Raw genomic sequence first — 20,349 nt, forward strand, 5'->3', positions numbered from 1 at the left:
AAATGCCAGTACTTGATCATAAGATTGACTTTGCAGTTCTGTTGACGGTAATGAAAGCCAATCCAAATGGTGATCCACTTAATGGAAACCGCCCAAGACAAAATTACGATGGTTATGGAGAAATATCTGATGTTGCGATTAAACGTAAGATTCGGAACCGACTTCAAGACATGGGAGAATCAATTTTTGTTCAATCCAATGATCGTCAAGAAGATGAATTTAATAGTTTGCGAGAACGCGCGGATGGTAATGAAGAACTAAAAGCTATATCTAAAGATAAAAAGAAAACGAATGACGATTATGCTGAAGTGGCCTGTAGGAGTTGGATCGATGTCCGTAGCTTTGGTCAAGTATTTGCCTTTAAAGGCGGATCAAGTAAAGGTGTTTCGGTCGGTGTGCGGGGACCAGTAAGTATTCAAACAGCTGTTAGTCTTGCACCGATTGACATATCTAGTATGCAAATCACAAAAAGTGTTAACTCGGAACCAGGGGAAGGTAAGGGTTCTGACACAATGGGGATGAAGCATCGAGTTGATTTCGGTTTATATCGGTTTAATGGAAGTATTAATACTCAATTGGCTGAAAAAACAGGTTTCACCAGTGAAGATGCCAAAAAAATAAAAGAAGCCTTGCTCTCTTTGTTTGAGAATGATGCATCCTCAGCTCGCCCTGAAGGAAGTATGGAAGTCTATAAAGTGTACTGGTGGGAACATAAAAATAAATTGGGGCAATATTCATCGGCTAAAGTGCATCATTCCCTTGAAGTAAAACCTGTAAACGACATACCGAAAAGACTGGGAGACTATGAGACCAGCCTTGAAAGACTTGACGGTCTGGATGTGGAAGTTATTGAAGGCAGATAACGAAGATGACTATTTAATGTTGTCCGGTATTCAGCATTTTCAATTCTGCCGACGGCAATGGGCGCTAATTCATATTGAGCAACAATGGGAGGAAAATGTCCGAACTTTTGAAGGTCAAGTTTTGCATCGTAAAGCAGATCAGCCATTTATTCGTGAAAAAAGAGGAGAAAAGCTCATTGTCCGTGCAATGCCTGTTCAATCTAGAAAACTAAGAGTTACAGGAATTTGCGATGTGGTTGAATTTGTGAACGACGAAGTTCATGGAGTTACGATTAATGGAATGGATGGAAAAGTCATTCCCATTCCCGTTGAATATAAACGTGGCAAGCCAAAAACAGATGATTCAGATCTTCTGCAACTAACGGCACAAGCATTATGTCTTGAGGAGATGCTCCTTTGTGACGTGAAACAAGGTTTTATTTTCTACAATGAACTTAAGCATCGCATATCTGTTCCATTTACAGATGAACTAAAAAACAAAGTTTATTCGATGATTTCAGAAATGCAGGATTATTATCGACGTCAATATACACCCAAAGTACGAACAGGAAAATTTTGCATGAGTTGTTCACTTCAAAACATTTGTTTGCCTAAACTCATGCAAAAGCAATCTGTTAAGCGATATATTGAAGGGAATATCATTGAATGAAGCGGCTGCTGAACACTTTATACGTCACTCAATCTGACACCTATCTTTCCCTTGATGGCGGTAATATTGTCCTTCAAAAAGATCAAGAAAAACTAGCTAGAATTCCACTTCACAACTTGGAAACAATAATCTCATTTGGATACACAGGTGCGAGCCCTGCGCTCATGGGGTACTGTGCAGAACATAACATTGCACTCACTTTTTTTACAATGAATGGGCATTTCTTAGCGCGGGTAATAGGGAAGAGTAGAGGAAACGTCGTTCTTCGAAAAAAACAATATCGAGTTTCAGACGACCTTACTGAATCATGCTTAATTTCTAGAAACTTCATTCTTGGAAAAGTATTTAATCACAAATGGATACTTGAACGCACCACACGTGATTATCCTTTACGAGTTAAAGTTCAACCATTTAAAGAAGCATCACAAGAGCTTACACGCATATTAAAGGACATTCGCGTTTGTAATGATTTAGAGCGATTAAGAGGGTTGGAAGGACAAGCTGCAACTATTTATTTCTCAATGTTTGATCAAATGATTTTGCAGCAAAAAGATCACTTCATTTTTCATGGTAGATCAAGAAGGCCACCTTTAGACAATGTAAATGCAATGCTCTCATTCGCTTACACGTTATTGGCGAACGATGTGACTGCAGCTCTTGAAGGGGTAGGGCTGGATGCGTATGTTGGTTTTATGCATCGTGAGCGTCCGGGTCGTGCTTCTTTAGCCTTAGATTTGATGGAAGAATTGCGCGGTGTCTATGCAGATCGATTTGTTATTTCATTAATTAATAAGAGAATTTTGCATAATAACGATTTTTTGAAGAAGGAAAATGGCGCAGTGATCATGAACGAAGAAGCAAGAAGACTCTTCTTAAAAACATGGCAAACAAAAAAGCAAGAAACGTTGACCCATCCATTTCTAGGAGAGAAAATTTCGTGGGGTCTTGTTCCACACGTTCAAGCGCTGTTATTAGCCCGATTTTTACGAAATGATCTAGATGAATATCCGCCATTTCTGTGGAAATGAGGTGATAAACATGCTTGTTCTTATTACGTATGACGTGAGTACACTAACAAATGCCGGACAGAAACGCCTGAGAAAAGTATCAAAAATTTGTCAAAGATATGGACAACGAGTTCAAAATTCGGTATTTGAATGTGTTGTCGATACGACTCAATTCGCTCAACTAAAAGTTGAATTGTCTGAAGTCATCAATGAATCCACAGACAGTCTTCGTTTTTATCAGCTCGGTAAGAATTACAAAAATAAAGTTTGGCACATTGGGGCAAAGCCATCAATTGATATAGAAGGAACTCTACTCTTCTAGTGCGAACTTAATGTGCACATGATTTCTCAAGTTCCTTCGCACCAATAAACTGTAATTAATTTAATACTGAATGTAATAAAAACGGAAGTTAGTTTACAACATTTCAAAATAATGCTATTAATGATGCGGAATTTAATAAAAAAACCAAAATTAGGGTTTATTTTTGTTAAAATCCGCTATCGCATCCTACATGGATGCGTGGATTGAAATAGATGGAAATGGTTGAAACTCTTAAAGACTATACATCGCATCCTACATGGATGCGTGGATTGAAATAGCTTATCCATGACCAAGCCTCCTAAGCGATGTAATCGCATCCTACATGGATGCGTGGATTGAAATAGAATTAGAAAGAACAAGGTGGCACGACCTTTTACTTATCGCATCCTACATGGATGCGTGGATTGAAATCAATACTTCCACTCGCCTTGTACCTCTTGTGCAAATCGCATCCTACATGGATGCGTGGATTGAAATCCCAACCGCTTTCGAGAATACCTTGCGCGATAATTATCGCATCCTACATGGATGCGTGGATTGAAATTTTAGTATCGTTTAAATAAACAAGTTGGAATGTTATCGCATCCTACATGGATGCGTGGATTGAAATTTTTGGCAATCCATGAACCTTTTTAGCGATATTATATCGCATCCTACATGGATGCGTGGATTGAAATACCTGAAATTAAAAAGGCTTTTGATATTATTAAATATCGCATCCTACATGGATGCGTGGATTGAAATATAAACTGCCCACTCACCATCCGAGTGTCTCAAATCGCACCCTACATGGATGCGTGGATTGAAATTGACTTAATGTACGATTTTGGTTTGACATATTTTTAATCGCATCCTACATGGGTGCATGGATTTAAATTAATCAATCTCCTTTAAATTTTATAGCTTGGTACATTATTGCCGTTTTCGGTCGCAATAGGACAAACTCGTTACCTTTTTTGCAAGATGGACGTTTGGAGCTAGACCACAATCGAGCTGAACGTTCGATCTAGCACTTTGCGATGGAGTGAAAAAACTGGCTGTTCAGTAATACGCCTAAAGGTGCGGTAGCCAGCACCACCATTTACATTCTCCTCGAGACAGCGAAAGAAAACCGCCTGATTCCGTTTCAGTACCTTAACAGCAGTCTTATGATGAGGTTTTCGTTAACTACTACCCTGGTCCGCAAATCTCCCTGACAGCTGCAAACTCTCTTCCCAATCATCAAAGATTGGGCCCACATCTTTGACTAGGTGTGGGCTATTTGACGCATACGCAGAATGGTATCATTTTTCTTACCAACAGGTTTTTATAAAGGTGAAAAATATCAGAATGAGTGGGAATGGTCCTCCAGGATCACCGGGGATATTGAAGAAAATAAGATAAACAGGGACTTCACTATAGAAAAAGCCAATGAGTAAAGTAAAGCCATGGTAATGTGACAGATGCTGCAAGCGAGGTACTTTGTTGTCATCACATTCGAGGAGGACCAGATCCCCGATGTAAGCGCTATGTCAATAATCTGCATCAAACTTTGCATAACAAAGTTAAAAAAGTTGTATAGATGTCAATTAACCACTTTTTTAGAAAAAAGTACAGCTTTTTAAAAGATTATCATAAAGATCGTGTTCATAGTTGTTCATTGCGAAGAATCAAAGCGTTAACGAGCAAATGTTTAAAAAATAGTTTACAGAAGAATATTCTTTAATGCTTTAATTAATTTCTCTGATTCAGTTTTGTTTATTTTGTAATCAACTCGGGTTCCAGTTCTTTGAATAGAAACAAGACCGCCGTTAACAAGACTGTTCATGTGATGCGATACTGTCGCAGGCGTAAGATCAAATAAAGAAGCGATGTCTTTGCCGCATAACGGTTGTTTACGAAGTGTTTTCAAAATTCCAAGACGTTTACTATCCCCTATTGCTTTTAGACGACTAACAACAATTTTGTCGCTTTGACTATACTTTTCAATCAATTCTCCAATTTCATTATATAGTACACCAATAAATATATATGTTCGGTTTGAATAACCATCCTCAATGATTTTTATTGCATTAAAGCATGCAATGGTAGGCATTTTAATTATTTGTTTTCCTGTTGTATCTCCAATGATATCCGAGATCAATTTGTTATTTTTTTCCAAGTCTAGATCAAAAAGCGCAAATTGTTTCAAAGGTCTCTTTAAATTCGAAAAATTTTGAACGGATTTTTCAACGAAATTAAGAAGTTGGTCCGTCAGTTTTTTAGCATGATACAAGGTGAGTATGCAAATCCATTTTTTGTAGTTTGTTGAGGGATATTGCCATAGATAATCTGTCAAATCAGAAACTCCATTAAGTGTTGCTAGATTTTCATAATCATCATTTAGAATTTGAGAAATCATAAACTTTCTTTTCGTTAATTCCTCACCCTCTATCTGCTCATCGCTTTCAAAAGTTTGTCCATTTTTATTAAAGAGATAGAGGTGGAGTGCTAGAGACGTGTCGGCTGGTGATTCAACAGTAAAGAATTGTTGAAAAAGACTAAGAGAATCTAAAGGTTTGAATTTATCATATATATTTTCGCGTATGTAATCGTATTCACTTTGAACAACATCAATTTGCTTGGAAAAAATATTCAAAGGAATATTATAATTGTCGCTTATCTCACGCATCATGTCCGTCGGTGATTGCGGCTGATTTTGTGCTGTCAGGTAGCACTTTTCAAGAAAAAAAAGAAGATCGGTATCAAAAAACAAATCATTCTTTGTTACTCTGGGCATCATCGTTCTCCATCCTATTTGAAAGTAAATTAATCTTATCTTTTATTAAAGTAGAATTCAATAGTTAGATATACATCTAAATATTAATTAGACAAATATTGAAATATAGAGTTGATTATGATAAGGTTTTATTTATACAAAAATCTTTTATTAGCATTCTATTTTCAAGGGAGTGAAGAGATACGTGGTTAATGCTATAGTATCAAATGTCAGAAAATTCATTGCATTATTATTAATTGGAATGTTGATTCTTTCATCATGGGTTGTAACGCCTACTTCTACATATGCAAGCAATGATCAAAAAGGTCTTCATAAAGATGTTGCTCATGCATATATCAGCAAACCTGGTGAAAAAATACGAGATCCACTTAAAAAGACCGATAAGAACATTCAATCTAGTAATCTAAGTAAGAACATTAATCCAAATAAGACGATTAAGCTAATCGTAGAATTAAAGTCTCCGTCAATTCTTCAAAACTATGATCATGATAAATCAAAGCTGACAGCTGCCAGTTACATAGCAACTAAGCGAATGAAATCTGCATCAAAGAAAATGCTTGTGGAACAAACCAAAATAAAGAAACAAATTATCGACAAAGTTGACAAGGTCTCATTTAAGAATTCCTATAATTATACCACTGCGCTTAATGGTTTCTCTGTTCAAGTACCTTACAAAGAAATAAATAAAATTAAAAAGTTGAATGGGGTAAAAAGTGTTCACGAGGCTGTGACTTATTCTTTACCGGATGAAAAAACGATAAATAATAATAAAGTTTCACTCCAGTCGTTAAACACAAGTTCTGATCTAATTGGTGCTGATTTAGCAAATCAATCCGGTTTTACGGGTAAAGGAACCGTCGTTGCTGTTCTTGACAGTGGATTGGATACCCAGCATGAGGCTTTTAATACTATGCCCAAGGGACCGTTAAAATATACTCAAGCTGCTATTGGTGAAAAAGTTAAATCTTCCGATCTTCAAGCATCAAAAAACACAGATCTATCAACGAATTCAACCTATGTGGATGATAAAGTTCCCTATGCCTACGACTACGCAGGTAAAGATACAAATGTCCGGGGTGGAGCTGATCATGGCACCCATGTTTCTGGGATTATTGCTGGTAACAATACGGCAATAGAGACTGATGAAGCCAAACAGTTTAAAGGGGTCGCTCCAGATGCTCAGTTGATGATGATGAAAGTTTTTGCCGATGGAACCGGATCGACAACAGATGATATCATTCTAGCAGGATTGGAAGATGCAGTGAAACTAGGTGCTGATGCGATTAATATGAGCCTTGGTTCACCAGCGGGATCTCCAACATCGGGTGATCCTGTAACTGATGAAGTGTACCGTTCGGTCTCAGAAGCAGGTATTGATTTGCTTGTTGCCGCCGGTAATGATACATCGTCTTCCGTTCAGAATACAACCGGAGTCAATCTTAATCCCGCAAACAGTCCGGATACAGCGATTGTTGGTTCACCGTCATCATACGCGTCGGCATTATCCGTCGCAAGTTCTGAAAGTAGCTCCTTTCAGTCAAAATATTTTACATTGGGTGGACAAGATGGTGAAAAAATTCCGTACGCTGATGCGGTAAATGTACAAAATAATAAGATGATAAGTTTAACGACTGCAATAAATAATAATAATGTAAGTTACGTTTATCTCAATAAATATGGATTTCCCGAAGACTATGATGGTGTTGATGTAAAAGGAAAGATCGCTGTCGTCAATCGAGGCGGTACAAAATCTGGAGAATCATTAACGTTCCAGCAGAAAGCAGATAACGCGGAGGAAGCAGGTGCACGGGCTGTCATTGTTGTCAATAACGTTGCAGGGGCCATCTCTTCTCCGGGCGTGCAGACCGACGACATCATTCCTACGGTGTTCATTTCTCAAAATGATGGTAAGAAACTTGCCGATGCAGCGCTTAAAACCATTTATGTGAGCAGTTCCTTCGTAGGAATCCTGGGCAATCCCGGAGCCGGAATGATTTCAAGCTTTTCATCGATCGGTCCATCACCAAATTTAGGAATTAAACCTGAAATAACTGCTCCAGGCGGAAATATTTATTCAAGTATTAATGGTGGAAAGTATGAATTAATGAGTGGCACGTCAATGGCGACTCCTCAACTGTCAGGTGTGTCTTCCCTATTGAAGCAATATTTAAATAGTGAAAATCGATTCGATAATTTAAGCCCAATCGCAAAAGCTGATCTCATCGAATACTTAGAAATGAGTACGGCAACGCCGATTAAAGATACAAATGACATTGCTTATCCTGTTCGTCGGCAGGGGGCAGGACTAGTCAACGTTGAAAAAGCAATTGAGACGCCAGCATATTTAACAGTTAATGGTGGACGTCCCAAAGCCGAACTGGGGTCGATTGCGAGGGAACATGGACAATCAATTTTAAGGTTACAAATACATCAGATAAAGCAGTCAATTATACGATTGATCCAACCGTATTAACCGGAAAACTACAGGATGGCAAATATCTGTCTACCGACGCACGTCAACTTTCCGACAGCGAGGCAACAGTTCAAGGAAAAAGTTCGGTTCATGTTGAAGCCAACACTTCTGAAGATGTGACATTGACGTTGAAACTAAGTGACGAAGTCAAGAAAGAATTGCAGACTCAGTTCACGAATGGCATTTACGTAGAAGGGTTTATTGGTTTAAAAAGTGAGGATAGTAAAGGCATTGATCTGTCACTTCCATTTTTAGGCTTTTATGGTGATTGGGGTAACCTGCCTGTTTTTGACACCCCAATATATGATGGAAAACCACTCAGTCAATCGTTTACAGCATTGCTCAACGGTGATGAGAATCGAAATGCGATCGTTCTTGGTGTTAATCAACAGGCGTCACCAGCAATAATTGATAAAGATAAAATCGCCTTTTCTCCGACTTTAGCTGAACGAAATAATTATTTAACTGCCCGTCTTAGCCTACTCCGAAACGTGAGCCAGTTAAATTTTTCGGTAACCAGTACGGATGGAAAAGTGACCTATTGGAATGAGAACCATGGATCAGCTTTAAAGAATTTCTATTATGCTAACGGCCGTACAGTTATAGCCACGCAGCCAACCTCTTTGGGTTGGAATGGAAAAGATAAAGATAACAACCTCATTGCAAACAATACGAGTCTTATGTATCATATTTCGGCTACTCCAGTTGGCGATGGGAAGATGCAAACTCTGGATATCCCATTCAAAATCGATACTGAAGCACCAGAAATTTCCAATCCGACAACAAAAGTAGAAAACGGAAAAATGTACCTTGAATATGATGCCAAAGACAATCAGGCATTACAGGTTGCTTTATTTACGGATACATCGGGTCATGAAAATGTCTTAGATAATTATGTATTCAAAGACGGTGGAACAAATGACTCGGTTAAAATCGATATTACCGATCTCGGCAATAAATTGAAAAAATCAGGGTATGATCCTGGTAAAATTGCAGTTTATACGTATGACTATGCATTCAATATGAATTCTTCTTACGTACAGTTTGGGCCAAGTTCAATAACACTATCTCCAGCACAAAAAGTAAAATCCGGAGAAACACTAAAGATAAATGCAACTTTGAAACCAGATAAATTCAGTGATGCAAACATTAAGTGGTCGGTGAATGATCCATCAATTGGAAGCATTGACCAAAATGGTGTATTTACGGCAAAGAGCAAGGGCATAGCGACGATCACAGCAACCGCTGATACCGGCTTTCAGTCGACAACAAAGGTTTATGTAGATACCGAGTTGCCGGACGGTTCAGGTACAACAGAACCAGACAATAATCAACAGGTTGAAAAGCCAATTTTGGATGCCCAATTCGGTGACCTTTCGATTGCACGGAATCATGAACATGTGCCGGAAACTCTGAATCAGAAATTCGAAGTAGATAATCTTTACTATCGTGTGATCGGTGATCATGAGGTTGAACTTGTTCAGGACCCGAATGCAGACAAGAATGTGTATGCACAACGTTACACGAATAAATCAGGAGAACTTAATTTGCCCAAAACGGTCACCTATAAGGGCAAAGATTATAACTTAACGATGATTGGCAGTCGTGCCTTTTACAATTCACCGAACATAACCAAAGTATCGATTCCAGAAGGTGTCAAAGTAATCGGGGATTTCGCCTTTTACGGAGCGCGTGGTTTGACTAAAATAGAACTTCCCGACTCTTTACAGCGGATCGACGATAGTGCGTTTAGTTGGGTAATAAATGCCGAAATCAATATTCCGTCTAATCTTAAATACATCGGTGACCGGTCTTTTCAAGGGGATCAAAAATTGACCGATGTAACGTTAAATAAGGGGTTCGAGGAACTTGGTGACAGTGCCTTTGAGCTCTCGTCAATAAGAAGTCTTATACTTCCTGATGGCGTCAAGTCAATTGGGCAAAATGCACTATCAACAACCCGAAACCTTGAAACCGTTCGTTTACCAAATGATTTAAAACGGATTCCAAAGAATGCATTTTTTGCTTCGGCAATTACGCATATTGATTTACCGACTAGTCTAGAGACCATAGGTTATGATGCTTTTCAGTCATCTAAATTAAAATCATTAGTGATTCCTTCTTCGGTCAAACGAATTGAACCTTATGCATTTTCGAAAATAGATTTTTCCGGAGAAAAAATCGTTATTCCGGATTCAGTCCAAGTGATTGGCGAATATGCCTTCAGAGGTGCAATAGCGGATTCAATTCGTGTAGGAGCAAATGCAATGAGAATTGACAAAGATGCTTTTGTTGGGGTGACAGCAGATATTACTGCAGCAAATGCAACGGTCGCAAAACAGATACGTCGCAGCAATTTTGGCGGAACAATTCTAGTCGGTGGATCTGAGTTTACTGAATATGTTCCCGGATTATTTGTGGTCAATGGTGTGGTGTATCGACCAACGAGTGACACGACGGCGGAAGTCCAAGGTATTAATGACTTATCGACACGGACAGAACTTGATATTCCAGAAACAATAACGGATAAGTCTAATACCAAAACTTATACTGTTACGTCAGTCGCTGCTTTTGTCACTGGTCAAAATGTTCAAGGGAAACTATTAAAATCAGTTAAACTTCCGGACACGATCGAGCATATTGGTGAACGTGCATTTGATCAGCAAATTTATTTGACATCAATTAATTTGCCAAAGAATTTAAAAGAAATTGATTATCAGGCCTTGGGCTATCTTGGACAACTTTCTGATAATTGGCAGGGAACGTCTGACTTGCCGCAATCAATTGATCTATGGGAAGACGCAGCTTTTGCCGGACTAAAACGTGACACAATTACAATTCCAAGCTCAGTTGACTACATTAATGACTATGTATTTTCTGGGAGCTCAATTAAAAAAATTGACTTTGGCCATTCGTTGAAGATGATTAGGGATGGCGCATTTAGCACAAACAAATTACTGACATCGATTGACTTACCGTCTAGTCTTCAATATATTGGTAACAACGCGTTCAGTTCAACGGGTATAACCAAAGTGGACATTCCAGACTCTGTCACCTATATTGGATCGCAAGCGTTTAACTCAACGCAGGAATCTGAGAATAAGACTAAGGATGTAATGGTCGGGGGATCGGTTACTGCGTATGGATGGAATAGCTTCTCCAAAGATGCCCAAATAAAGGTGGTATTAAATTCCCAGTTGGAAGATATTGTAGCGTTTAACGCACTTGATCAACTTCCTCAAGTGGTGTGGGATGGACAAACAGCAATCTACAGCGGTGATGGTTCAACTGTTCCTGCCGGACAAAATGTTACAATTTCCGATGACCGAACAGCAGTCGGTGCTCTTGCACATCAAATTAGTAACGCATCAACTTCAGTGTTTGGGGAGCTAACGGTTAATGGTACGTTGACCGTTCCGAAAGGGAAACGTTTGTATATTAATGGTGCACTAACAGTTAACGGTAAAATTAACGGTGACGGCGAAGTGATACTTGGCGAGAATGCACGTGTTGAGGGAGAAAGTAATGTGGATTCAACCGTACAAGTTTCACCAACGAAGATTACCTTTAGTGATTCTAAGACTAATTTAACCGTCGGTGATCATTTGCAGCTTCAGCCAATTTTAAGTCCGTCCTTTGCATCGCTCAGCAAGATAAGTTATTCTGTCACTTCTGGCAGTGACATCGTGTCGGTTTCAAGTGATGGAGACGTGACGGCAAAGAAAGCAGGGAGCGCAGTCATCAAGGCTTTTGTCCCAGGTTATGATAATGTGTCGGCTGAAATAACGATTGAGGTTTCCGATAAGAATACAGATACAGGGACTTCTAATAATGATGAAAATGAACCTGGGAAAAATGGAAATTCGAATGATCCTGGGGAAAAAGAAAATTCCGATGTGCCAAAGCATCAAGAACTTCCGATTGAGCCGAATTTTCCTTCAAAAGAAGTGAAACCGTCAATCCCGATTAAACCGGTTTATCCTCGTGCATCTCATTCTAATGATGGGAACGTTTCATCCAAGACAGTGTCTTCAAACCAACTGATTCCGGTTGATGAAACATTATCCGACTATAAGTGGAATGCACCGAACAAGAAGGATAATTCAACTGAAAAATCGGCTTCCAATAACGAGAAAGCGACAAAGACTGCTTCGAACAAAGAAAAGTCGTCGCATGAACAGAAATCTACATTTGAACAGAAAGAGAAAGGCCAGTCACATCATCAGAAATCTACAAATGAACAGATCAAATCAGGAAAGAGCCAACGTTCAGTTATCATTGCTGGAGTTGTTGTAGGGGGCCTACTTGTTGGTGGTTTATCTGTCTATCTGTTCAGAAGAAGAAAACACCTTGGTTAATTTAATGGTCTAACTAGGAAATAAGCGCGTAAAATGACCGCATTTGATTTATGAACAGCAACATAAGATAGTCCTGTTTGGAATTTAGTTTGTATGTTTCAATGATGTACAAAAGACGACTCACTTTTATAAGTGGGTCGTTTTTTTCGCGTTCGTGCATTGCCAGGATGAGTGATAACACCAAATTGTTAAGGATAGGTTAAAGTGAATTTCTAAAATCAAGGTATCCTTTTGTAGGGGAATAAGTACAAACCTAGATCAAAAAAAGCTGCTGTCGATTCTCAGGGGTGCTCGATGTGATGTATAATGACGAAAACACCTGTAGTGTGATTGACGAACACTTGAACCGGGGAACCATCCGGTCCGGTGCTACACGAACTTTCTTTTAGTTTTCAAACTGCTGGATCATTGAACTGATCGGTCTCGGCTCGAGAAAACGAGCGTTAGGAGGATCTGTGATGAGTAATTTAATTGGCGCAAAGACGAAAGCTGAATGGGAAAAAGAGCATCCGTTACTTAAACGTATCGCGGCATACGGAGAAGTTCTGTGGTTGAACCCTAAGTACATGGAGTTGGGCACAGGATTGATGACCGGCAGCGAAGTGGCTGAAGCGGAAGCACGTCTGCAGCGATTCGCCCCTTATCTTGCCAAAGTATTTCCGGCAACAAGAGCGGCGAACGGTATCATCGAATCGCCTCTTTATGAAGTACCGAAAATGCAAACAGCATTAGAACAACTAGGTCCTAAGATACCTGGAAGACTGCTGATGAAGGCAGACAATGAACTGCCGATATCCGGCTCAATAAAAGCGCGAGGCGGGATTTATGAGGTACTGAAGACAGCGGAAAGTCTGGCAATCGCACATGGATTGCTCAAAGAAACCGATAATTATGCGAAATTGGCTGAGTCCTCCTTCCAGAACTTTTTCTCAAAGTATTCTATTGCTGTGGGATCGACGGGCAATCTTGGCTTAAGTATTGGCATAGTCGGCGCAATGCTCGGTTTTCACACGATCGTCCACATGTCGAAAGATGCAAGTCAGTGGAAAAAAGATATGCTCAGAAAAAAAGGTGCATTTGTCAAGGAATACGAAGCGGATTACAGTGTGGCAATCATGGAAGGACGAAAGCTGGCGAACCAAGATCCAAGGTGTCATTTTATTGATGATGAGCATTCTAAGGATTTGTTTGTCGGTTATGCAACTGCGGGAGGTCGTTTAAAAAAGCAAATGACTGATGCATCAATACCGGTTGATCGTGACCATCCGTTATTCGTTTATCTTCCATGCGGGGTCGGCGGCGGACCGGCTGGTGTAACTTTTGGATTGAAACAAGCATTCGGACCTAATGTTCATGCATTTTTTGTAGAGCCTACCCATGCACCATGTTTTCTGCTCGGTTTGCTTACAGGATTGGATGACCATGTATCAGTTCAAGACTTTGGGTTAGATAATAAGACGGCAGCGGACGGTTTGGCTGTTCCGCGACCGTCTGCGTTTGCCGGTAAAGCAGCCGGAAATCTGATCTCCGGTTGCATGACTGTGTCCGATGAGCGATTGTTTCAGTATTTAAAAGTGCTCAAGGATACGGAAAATTATTGGATCGAACCTTCAGCTGCCGCAGGTCTTATTGGTCCTCAAACGTTACTCGGAACGAAAGCCGGGCATAGCTACCTAACTCGGCATCAGCTCGTAGAAAAAATGAATCAAGCAACCCATTTATTCTGGGCAACCGGCGGAGGTATGGTTCCACAAAAAAATCGGGAAGCCTATTATGAACGGGCTTCCCGCATAGAATCATAAGTCTTCAGATTGTTCTTTATCATGGCTGATGTATTCGTTCGGCACATTGTGATCATCTGCGTGATTTTTTTGCTGGGCAAGGCGTCCGTTGCGATGCTCGCCTGTATTTTCCCTCGCCTTAAATTGACGTTTGAATTCTTGTTCCTTATTCATCAATTGCCTCGCTCCTTTTATTTTTATTCATCCGTAGTGTGGCATGAATCGCAAGTTTTATTCTATTTAATACGCCAAAGTCTGCTTAAATGTAAATCATAGGGTGCGATGAATGATGGTTAAAAGGGACATAGGTTACATTATTCTGACGAATTTCTCGAATTATGAGCTTTACGTGAAACTTAATGACAGAAACACCTACTAAAGACCAGGTCCAGTGCGCTATAATGAAAAAATAATCAAAATTAGGGCGCGGAAGATATGATGGGGGAAAGAGCAATGCTAAAAAATCCTAAAGCATTTATTTTCTGGATGGTATTAATTCTAATTATTGTTGGATCAATTTATAAAGGATCGTCGACGCCTTATGCTCAGCAAGACCTAAAGCCATTTCTAAGAGCTCATTTTCAATGGACAGCTGAGACTTTTCCGCATGTTGACTTTAATTACGGCGGGGAGCGCGTAACATCCGATGAACCTTATGCTTTATTTGAATTTGTTTTTCGAAAAGCGAGCCATGTCATGGAGTATTGTCTCTTAACGTTCATGATTATTAATCTATTTATGACGACTGTAATGCCGCGCATGCTCTGTTATCTCTGTGGTCCGGCACTTGCTCTATGCTACGCGATGTTTGACGAATGGCATCAAACCTTTGTTCCAGGTCGAACAGGGCATCTTATTGATACTTTTACCTTCGACCTTTTTGGTATGATTCTTGCAATGATTATCGTATTTTTACTTGATCTTTACTACTATCTCTTCTATACAGGAAGTCATCATACTTCTCGTATCCATGCCGGACAGCATGGATGATTGAAAAAACATAAACTTTTTATCTTCAGATACCGATATAATTCATATGTAGAACTGGGTGCTGCAATAGAGCAAAAAAGTGAATATGCTGGGTTCGAAAGGACGGATTGGTCATGGTTGTACAAGAGAAAAAGAAAGCGGAAAGCCGCTGGATCGCGAAGGTGTGCAATCTCCAAAACTTTTATTTAATTGCGTACTTGATCGGGGTTATTATTGTTACGCTAGCATTTTACTTATTTGGTAGTAAAGGAATGCTCTGGCCATCACTATTTACAGCTGTAGGCGTTATGCTCCTCGGCGCAATTGCGCTGAGACTCATTATTTTTCGATCATACAACAACAGAGTGCATAGGCTTCGCTTAGCTGTTGCCAAAGCAGAGACCGGTGATTTGAGCGTAATTATCAAGGTTAAAGGAAATGACGAACTCGCGTACCTTGCGGAGGGTATTAACCACATGGTGCGTATGAATCACAATGTGATTTCAAGTATGACTGCTATTTCAGAGAAGGTGAACGATGCTTCTCAATCGCTTGTTTCCAGTGTTGAGGAACATACAGCTTCTTCAAATGAAATCAGTTCTACGATGACAGAGATCGCAGCAGGAGCCTCTGATCAAGCGGAACTCATGTCGCGTAACAAAGAATCCACGGACCTCATGGAGAGTAAAATGGCAAAGATCACAGAGCAAACGGGGCTAATGAAGCAAGTGGCCGAGCATTTGGCCGAGGTCTCTGCGGGTAATCAGAAGTCTGTTGATCAACTAAGAAATCATTCGGAACGGACAATCAGTACAACGGCTGATATTATTGAAGCCATTTCATCGCTGGAGGCTCGTTCCAAGAATGTTGGTAAGATCATCGAATCGATTACAGATATTGCCGGCCAGACCAACTTGCTTGCTCTGAACGCGGCTATTGAGGCTGCACGAGCGGGCGAACAAGGTAAAGGTTTTGCCGTTGTTGCGGATGAGGTCAGAAAGTTGTCTGAGCAAACCGACCGTGCGCTAAAAGAAATTTCCGAATTGATGAACGGTATTCGCGTGGATACGGAGAACACGGTTGGCTATGCAGGTAAGACAAGCAAAGTCCTTGAAGAACAATTTATTGTCGTCAGTGATTTTGAGCAGGCAGCGAAGCGGATTTCTAAAGCGGTTACGGATAATCAAAACCAAATTGCCGATATTTCAGGAGCTCTTAATGAGATGGTTGATCGGACAACGGAGATCAAGCAAACTATGAATGGTATGACGGAAATCAGTGAACAGACTGCTGCGGGTACTGAAGAAGTGACGGCTTCCCTTGAGGAACAGACAGCCGGCATGGAACATCTGAACAAACTCGCTGCAGATCTGGAGTCTGACGCTTCCCTGATCCGTAAGGCATTGAAGGGTTACGTTCTTTCTTAAATCTATTCTTTCTATTAATTAATAATAGATTACTAGTCATACATGCAATGAATCATCACGCAAAAGCTATGACGGGGGGGCTAATGGCGCATGAAAGAGAAGGGCAGTAATAAGAGGAAAGTTCTGGACAAGCAGAGGACGAACGGGAAGAACAATAAGAATAAGTTACAAAGTTTAGTAACACGTGTGCAGGACTATTTACAAACATCACCGTTTTTTAAATTTTTGCCAAATCGGTTGTTTGCAAATTCAAGTGTCAGAAAACAGTTGTTAATTCCAATTGTCACATTTATAGCCATTGTCGGGCTTGTTGGCGGATTATTTAGTTACATTTATGGTGCGGATCTGACAAAAAGTCAATTGACTCAAGCAACGATGGGCCAGCTAAAAGCAACAGATCAAACATTTGAAACATATTTTGACGATGCTCAGTCGGTTACCAGGCAGTTCACGATGAGCAATTTGCTTAAGAATGTAGCAAAAAATAAAGATGAAATCAATCAGTCGTTCCAAAATGTTCTAAACTCGAATACAAAGTATCAAGCGATCACCTATGCGTCGGCAAACAAGGATATGGTGCGTGCGCCTGTATATTTTTTTGATCAAGGTTATGATCCAACTGCCGAATCATGGTATAAAGCTGGAGATGCAGGTAAAGGCAAGTCTGTATGGACGAATCCTTATGTTGACCCCATTACGAAGGAAAAAGTGGTCAGTGTCACTCAAGCGGTTATGGATCATGGTCAGCTTAAAGGCGTGATCAAAATGGATTTATTTATTCAATCCATTGTCAATCAGGTGAGCCAAGCCAAATTGGGAGATACAGGTTACGCGGCACTTATTGATAATAAAGGTACATATATTGCTTCTCCTGAGCGAAAAGAAATAGGAAAGAATGTAGCGGACCAAGCGTTCTTCAAAAAAATGCGTAGCATTGGCAAGAGTGGTACCTTTTACGCAACAGTTGACGGTTCGCAGAAATTAGTCGTTTTTAGAACGAATAAAACAACGGGATGGACACTTCTAGGCATTATTGATAAAAGCGAAATTTCACATAAAGCAAATCTCATTACATTGCCATCTGTGATCACCCTAATCGTTATTATCGCTATTGCTCTATTGTTCACAGGCTATATGCTTGGGCGAGTCATTGCTCGACTAAGAAAACTTCAAGTAGCCGCTCAACGTGTTGAAAAAGGGGACTTAACTGTTCAGATCCCCGTCATGGGAAATGATGAATTATCCCAATTGACGAAGAGTATTAATAAGATGGCTGAGGCCAATCGAAATGCGTTCAGAAAGATGATTGATGTTTCGCATCAAATTAGTGGCGCATCGCAAACACTTGTCGCGAGTGCTGAGGAGAATGTGGCTTCAGCAAATGAAATTAGTGCAACAGTCACAGAAATTGCGGCCGGAGCTTCAAACCAATCAAAATCGATTGACGAGAGCCAGTCTTCGCTTCAGAATTTGCTTGGACAAGTCAATAAGATCGACGCTCAAAGTAAAGATGTCCTTCAAGGCGCGCATCGGATGATTGACTTTGCACGCGGCGGACTGGATAAAATGAATCATTTGTCTTCACAATCCAAAACTTCTGCTGATACGACCAACCAAATTATTGACACAGTGTTGCAGCTGGAAGCGCAGGCGAAAAATGTACATCAGATTATCGATGTATTGGATGGTATTGCAAGACGTACGAATCTCTTATCACTAAACGCCAGCATTGAAGCAGCACATGCGGGCGAACATGGCAAGGGCTTTGCTGTTGTCGCGGGTGAAATCAGAAAACTAGCGCAGCAGACGAATCAGTCGCTGAAAGAAGTGACGGATACGGTACAAGTGATGAATGATGAAATTCAGCAGGCGGTCGCTTATTGTCGCGAGACGGAAACAACGCTAAAGAATCAACAAGAAGCCGTTTCTGAATCCAATGATGCGTTTACCGAAATTGAAAAAACGATTGAACTCAATGTAAAAGGCATGCAGACAATTTCTGATGCGATTATTCAAACACATGAACAGATTGAACAAGTGACACAAGGCGCGCAAACGATTGCGGCAACAAGTGAAGAAACGGCGGCAAGTACGGAAGAGATGAGTGCTTCCGTTCAAGAACAGACAGCTTCTATGGAAGAATTGAATAAACTTGCCGGCGACTTGGATCAACAAGCACAGATGATGCAAGAGGAAATCAAGCGCTATAAAATTTAAGCGTGACAGTTTCCTGAAATGAATAGTTGAGCGAAAAGAAGCCCGAGAACATTTTCTCGGGCTTCTTTTATACAATAAGAAATCATTTAATCTTATAGAAGTTCGTATAAGCGCGACGGTGCCTGCGCCTTAACCAGAGGCGATGAGCATGTCATTCCACATTTATGCTGAACATCTGTGTTTTTCAGGATTTTTTAAATGGCCCAATTTCCATTTCGGAAGATCGGTACACTTTGGCCATCATGGGTTTCACCATCAATATCAAGAGCGTCGGAACCGACCATGAAATCAACATGGGCTAAGCTCATGTTTGCACCTTTGGCAGCAAGTGCCTCCTCTGACATCTCTCGCCCGCCACGATAATTAAATGGGTAGGAGTGGCCGATGGCAAGGTGACAGGATGCATTCTCATCAAAGAGTGTATTATAGAAAATCAGATTTGTATCTGAAATTGGTGAATGATGAGGAACAAGTGAAACTTCACCAAGGAAATGTGCGCCTTCATCGGTATCGATAATTTGTTTCAAGGTATCAAGGCCTTTTTCCGCTTGGCAATCGATAATTCGCCCATTTTCAAAGGTAATTGAAAAATGATCAATCAGATTTCCACCATAATTTAGCGGTTTTGTGCTTGAAACCGTCCCATTCACACCTGTTTTGAGCGGCATTGTAAAGATTTCTTCTGTTGGCATGTTGGGCTGAAATGGGACACCATGCGCATTGGTCATGCCGCCGCCAATCCATAGATGTTCTGGAATAAGTTCGATCGTGAGTTCGGTGCCGGGTGCTTTATAATGCAAGAACTTGAATCGCTTTTCATTAAAATAATCCAGCTTGTCATTTAGTGATTGAATATGATTCTTCCATGCTTGTTCCGGGTCTTCATTATCGGCACGAGTGATCGCAAAAATTTGTTTCCAAAGTGCGCGCATTCGCTCAGCCTCATCCATCTTTGGGTAGATTTTTTTAGACCATGACACTGTGGGTACTGAGACGATTGTCCAGCTCACTTTGGCACTGCTCTTGTCCATCGAGAATTGCTTGTTTGCAGCAGCAGCAGCTTTTTGAGCCGAGGCAACGCGCAACGGATCGACACCGTTCAGTAATTCAGGATTGGGTGAATAGATATAAAGGAAGGCAGCATCTTGATCGGAGAGTGTCTGATAGGACCCGGAGCGCCATGCAGGGTACTCTTTTAGCGATGCTTCATTGGCGAGGTCAAGTCTGATTCGCGTCAGTTCTTCGTCATTCCATTCAACAAATACTTGTTTGGCACCGACTTCGTAGGCTTTTTTTACAACTTTTCGAACAAACTCAGGGGATTCAATCGGCGCAAAGATCATAACATCTTGACCTTTTTGAACATTAAGTCCGATCTTCACGGTAATATCTGCATAATGATCTAATAATGTTTCGAATTCTGTCATCTCATAAGCCTCCTGTACTTTACGATCATCACATCAATTATGTAACCATTACCATTTTATCACAGTGGATGCGGCAAGGCAGTCTGCCAGAGAGTACA

At 40.4% G+C, this 20,349-nt stretch carries 13 protein-coding genes, 1 pseudogene and 1 CRISPR repeat array; of the genes and pseudogenes, 11 read left to right on the forward strand and 3 right to left on the reverse strand.

The window, feature by feature from the left end:
* Positions 1–2 precede the first annotated feature (2 nt).
* The 5 genes and pseudogenes from cas7c to NIE32_RS14405 form a co-directional block, all read left to right on the forward strand.
* Positions 3–863, forward strand: a complete 861-nt coding sequence (gene cas7c / locus NIE32_RS02845; protein WP_253052788.1) for a type I-C CRISPR-associated protein Cas7/Csd2 — start codon at positions 3–5, stop codon at positions 861–863.
* On the forward strand, positions 838–1,512 hold the full coding sequence (gene cas4, locus NIE32_RS02850) for a CRISPR-associated protein Cas4 (RefSeq protein ID WP_381452892.1): 675 nt from the start codon (positions 838–840) through the stop codon (positions 1,510–1,512). The genes cas7c and cas4 overlap by 26 nt, the downstream gene beginning before the upstream one ends.
* Positions 1,509–2,540, forward strand: a complete 1,032-nt coding sequence (gene cas1c, locus NIE32_RS02855) for a type I-C CRISPR-associated endonuclease Cas1c (RefSeq protein ID WP_253052792.1) — start codon at positions 1,509–1,511, stop codon at positions 2,538–2,540. The genes cas4 and cas1c overlap by 4 nt, the downstream gene beginning before the upstream one ends.
* A gap of 10 nt (positions 2,541–2,550) precedes the next feature.
* Positions 2,551–2,841, forward strand: a complete 291-nt coding sequence (cas2, locus tag NIE32_RS02860) for a CRISPR-associated endonuclease Cas2 (protein ID WP_253052794.1) — start codon at positions 2,551–2,553, stop codon at positions 2,839–2,841.
* 178 nt (positions 2,842–3,019) lie between these two features.
* Positions 3,020–3,718: a CRISPR direct-repeat array (repeat unit 32 nt; unit sequence ATCGCATCCTACATGGATGCGTGGATTGAAAT).
* Positions 3,719–3,794: 76 nt separating this feature from the next.
* A pseudogene (locus NIE32_RS14405) lies at positions 3,795–3,977 on the forward strand (IS66 family transposase); the annotation flags it as partial.
* A gap of 548 nt (positions 3,978–4,525) precedes the next feature.
* On the opposite strand, the gene NIE32_RS02865 reads toward NIE32_RS14405, so the two are convergent.
* On the reverse strand, positions 4,526–5,602 hold the full coding sequence (locus tag NIE32_RS02865; RefSeq protein WP_253052796.1) for an ArsR/SmtB family transcription factor: 1,077 nt from the start codon (positions 5,600–5,602) through the stop codon (positions 4,526–4,528).
* A 181-nt stretch (positions 5,603–5,783) separates the two neighbouring features.
* Here NIE32_RS02865 and NIE32_RS02870 point away from each other — a divergent pair, with 181 nt between their 5' ends.
* From NIE32_RS02870 to dsdA, 3 genes are all read left to right on the forward strand, one after another.
* Positions 5,784–8,072 carry a S8 family serine peptidase gene (locus NIE32_RS02870; protein ID WP_253052798.1) on the forward strand — a complete coding sequence of 763 codons (2,289 nt, stop codon included), beginning with the start codon at positions 5,784–5,786 and terminating at the stop codon, positions 8,070–8,072.
* Positions 8,054–12,430 (forward strand): leucine-rich repeat protein, encoded by a 4,377-nt coding sequence (locus tag NIE32_RS02875; RefSeq protein WP_253052848.1) that lies wholly within the window; start codon positions 8,054–8,056, stop codon positions 12,428–12,430. Before NIE32_RS02870 ends, NIE32_RS02875 begins: the two co-directional genes overlap by 19 nt.
* A 458-nt stretch (positions 12,431–12,888) precedes the next feature.
* A complete protein-coding gene (dsdA, locus tag NIE32_RS02880; protein WP_253052800.1) occupies positions 12,889–14,232 on the forward strand; it encodes a D-serine ammonia-lyase in 1,344 nt (447 codons plus the stop codon).
* On the opposite strand, the gene NIE32_RS02885 is transcribed toward dsdA, so the two are convergent.
* Entirely contained in the window at positions 14,227–14,385 is a 159-nt protein-coding gene (locus tag NIE32_RS02885) for a hypothetical protein (protein ID WP_253052802.1), read from the reverse strand. The two genes, dsdA and NIE32_RS02885, sit on opposite strands and share 6 nt — an antisense overlap.
* A 279-nt stretch (positions 14,386–14,664) precedes the next feature.
* Between NIE32_RS02885 and NIE32_RS02890 the strand changes: the two genes are divergently transcribed.
* From NIE32_RS02890 to NIE32_RS02900, 3 genes are all read left to right on the forward strand, one after another.
* The gene (locus tag NIE32_RS02890; RefSeq protein ID WP_253052804.1) at positions 14,665–15,201 is read left to right on the forward strand and encodes a VanZ family protein; all 537 of its coding nucleotides are present in this window, start codon (positions 14,665–14,667) and stop codon (positions 15,199–15,201) included.
* Between the two features lie 113 nt (positions 15,202–15,314).
* Positions 15,315–16,607 carry a methyl-accepting chemotaxis protein gene (locus tag NIE32_RS02895; RefSeq protein ID WP_253052806.1) on the forward strand — a complete coding sequence of 431 codons (1,293 nt, stop codon included), beginning with the start codon at positions 15,315–15,317 and terminating at the stop codon, positions 16,605–16,607.
* 90 nt (positions 16,608–16,697) lie between these two features.
* On the forward strand, positions 16,698–18,824 hold the full coding sequence (locus NIE32_RS02900) for a methyl-accepting chemotaxis protein (protein WP_253052808.1): 2,127 nt from the start codon (positions 16,698–16,700) through the stop codon (positions 18,822–18,824).
* 194 nt (positions 18,825–19,018) lie between these two features.
* Here the strand turns inward: NIE32_RS02900 and NIE32_RS02905 are convergent, their stop codons facing one another.
* The gene (locus NIE32_RS02905) at positions 19,019–20,251 is read right to left on the reverse strand and encodes an aminopeptidase (RefSeq protein WP_253052810.1); all 1,233 of its coding nucleotides are present in this window, start codon (positions 20,249–20,251) and stop codon (positions 19,019–19,021) included.
* Between the last annotated feature and the right edge of the window lie 98 nt (positions 20,252–20,349).

Origin of the sequence: Sporolactobacillus kofuensis (genome assembly GCF_024125425.1) — a bacterium.
In the GTDB taxonomy this organism is placed as follows: Bacteria; Bacillota; Bacilli; order Bacillales; family Sporolactobacillaceae; genus Sporolactobacillus; species Sporolactobacillus kofuensis.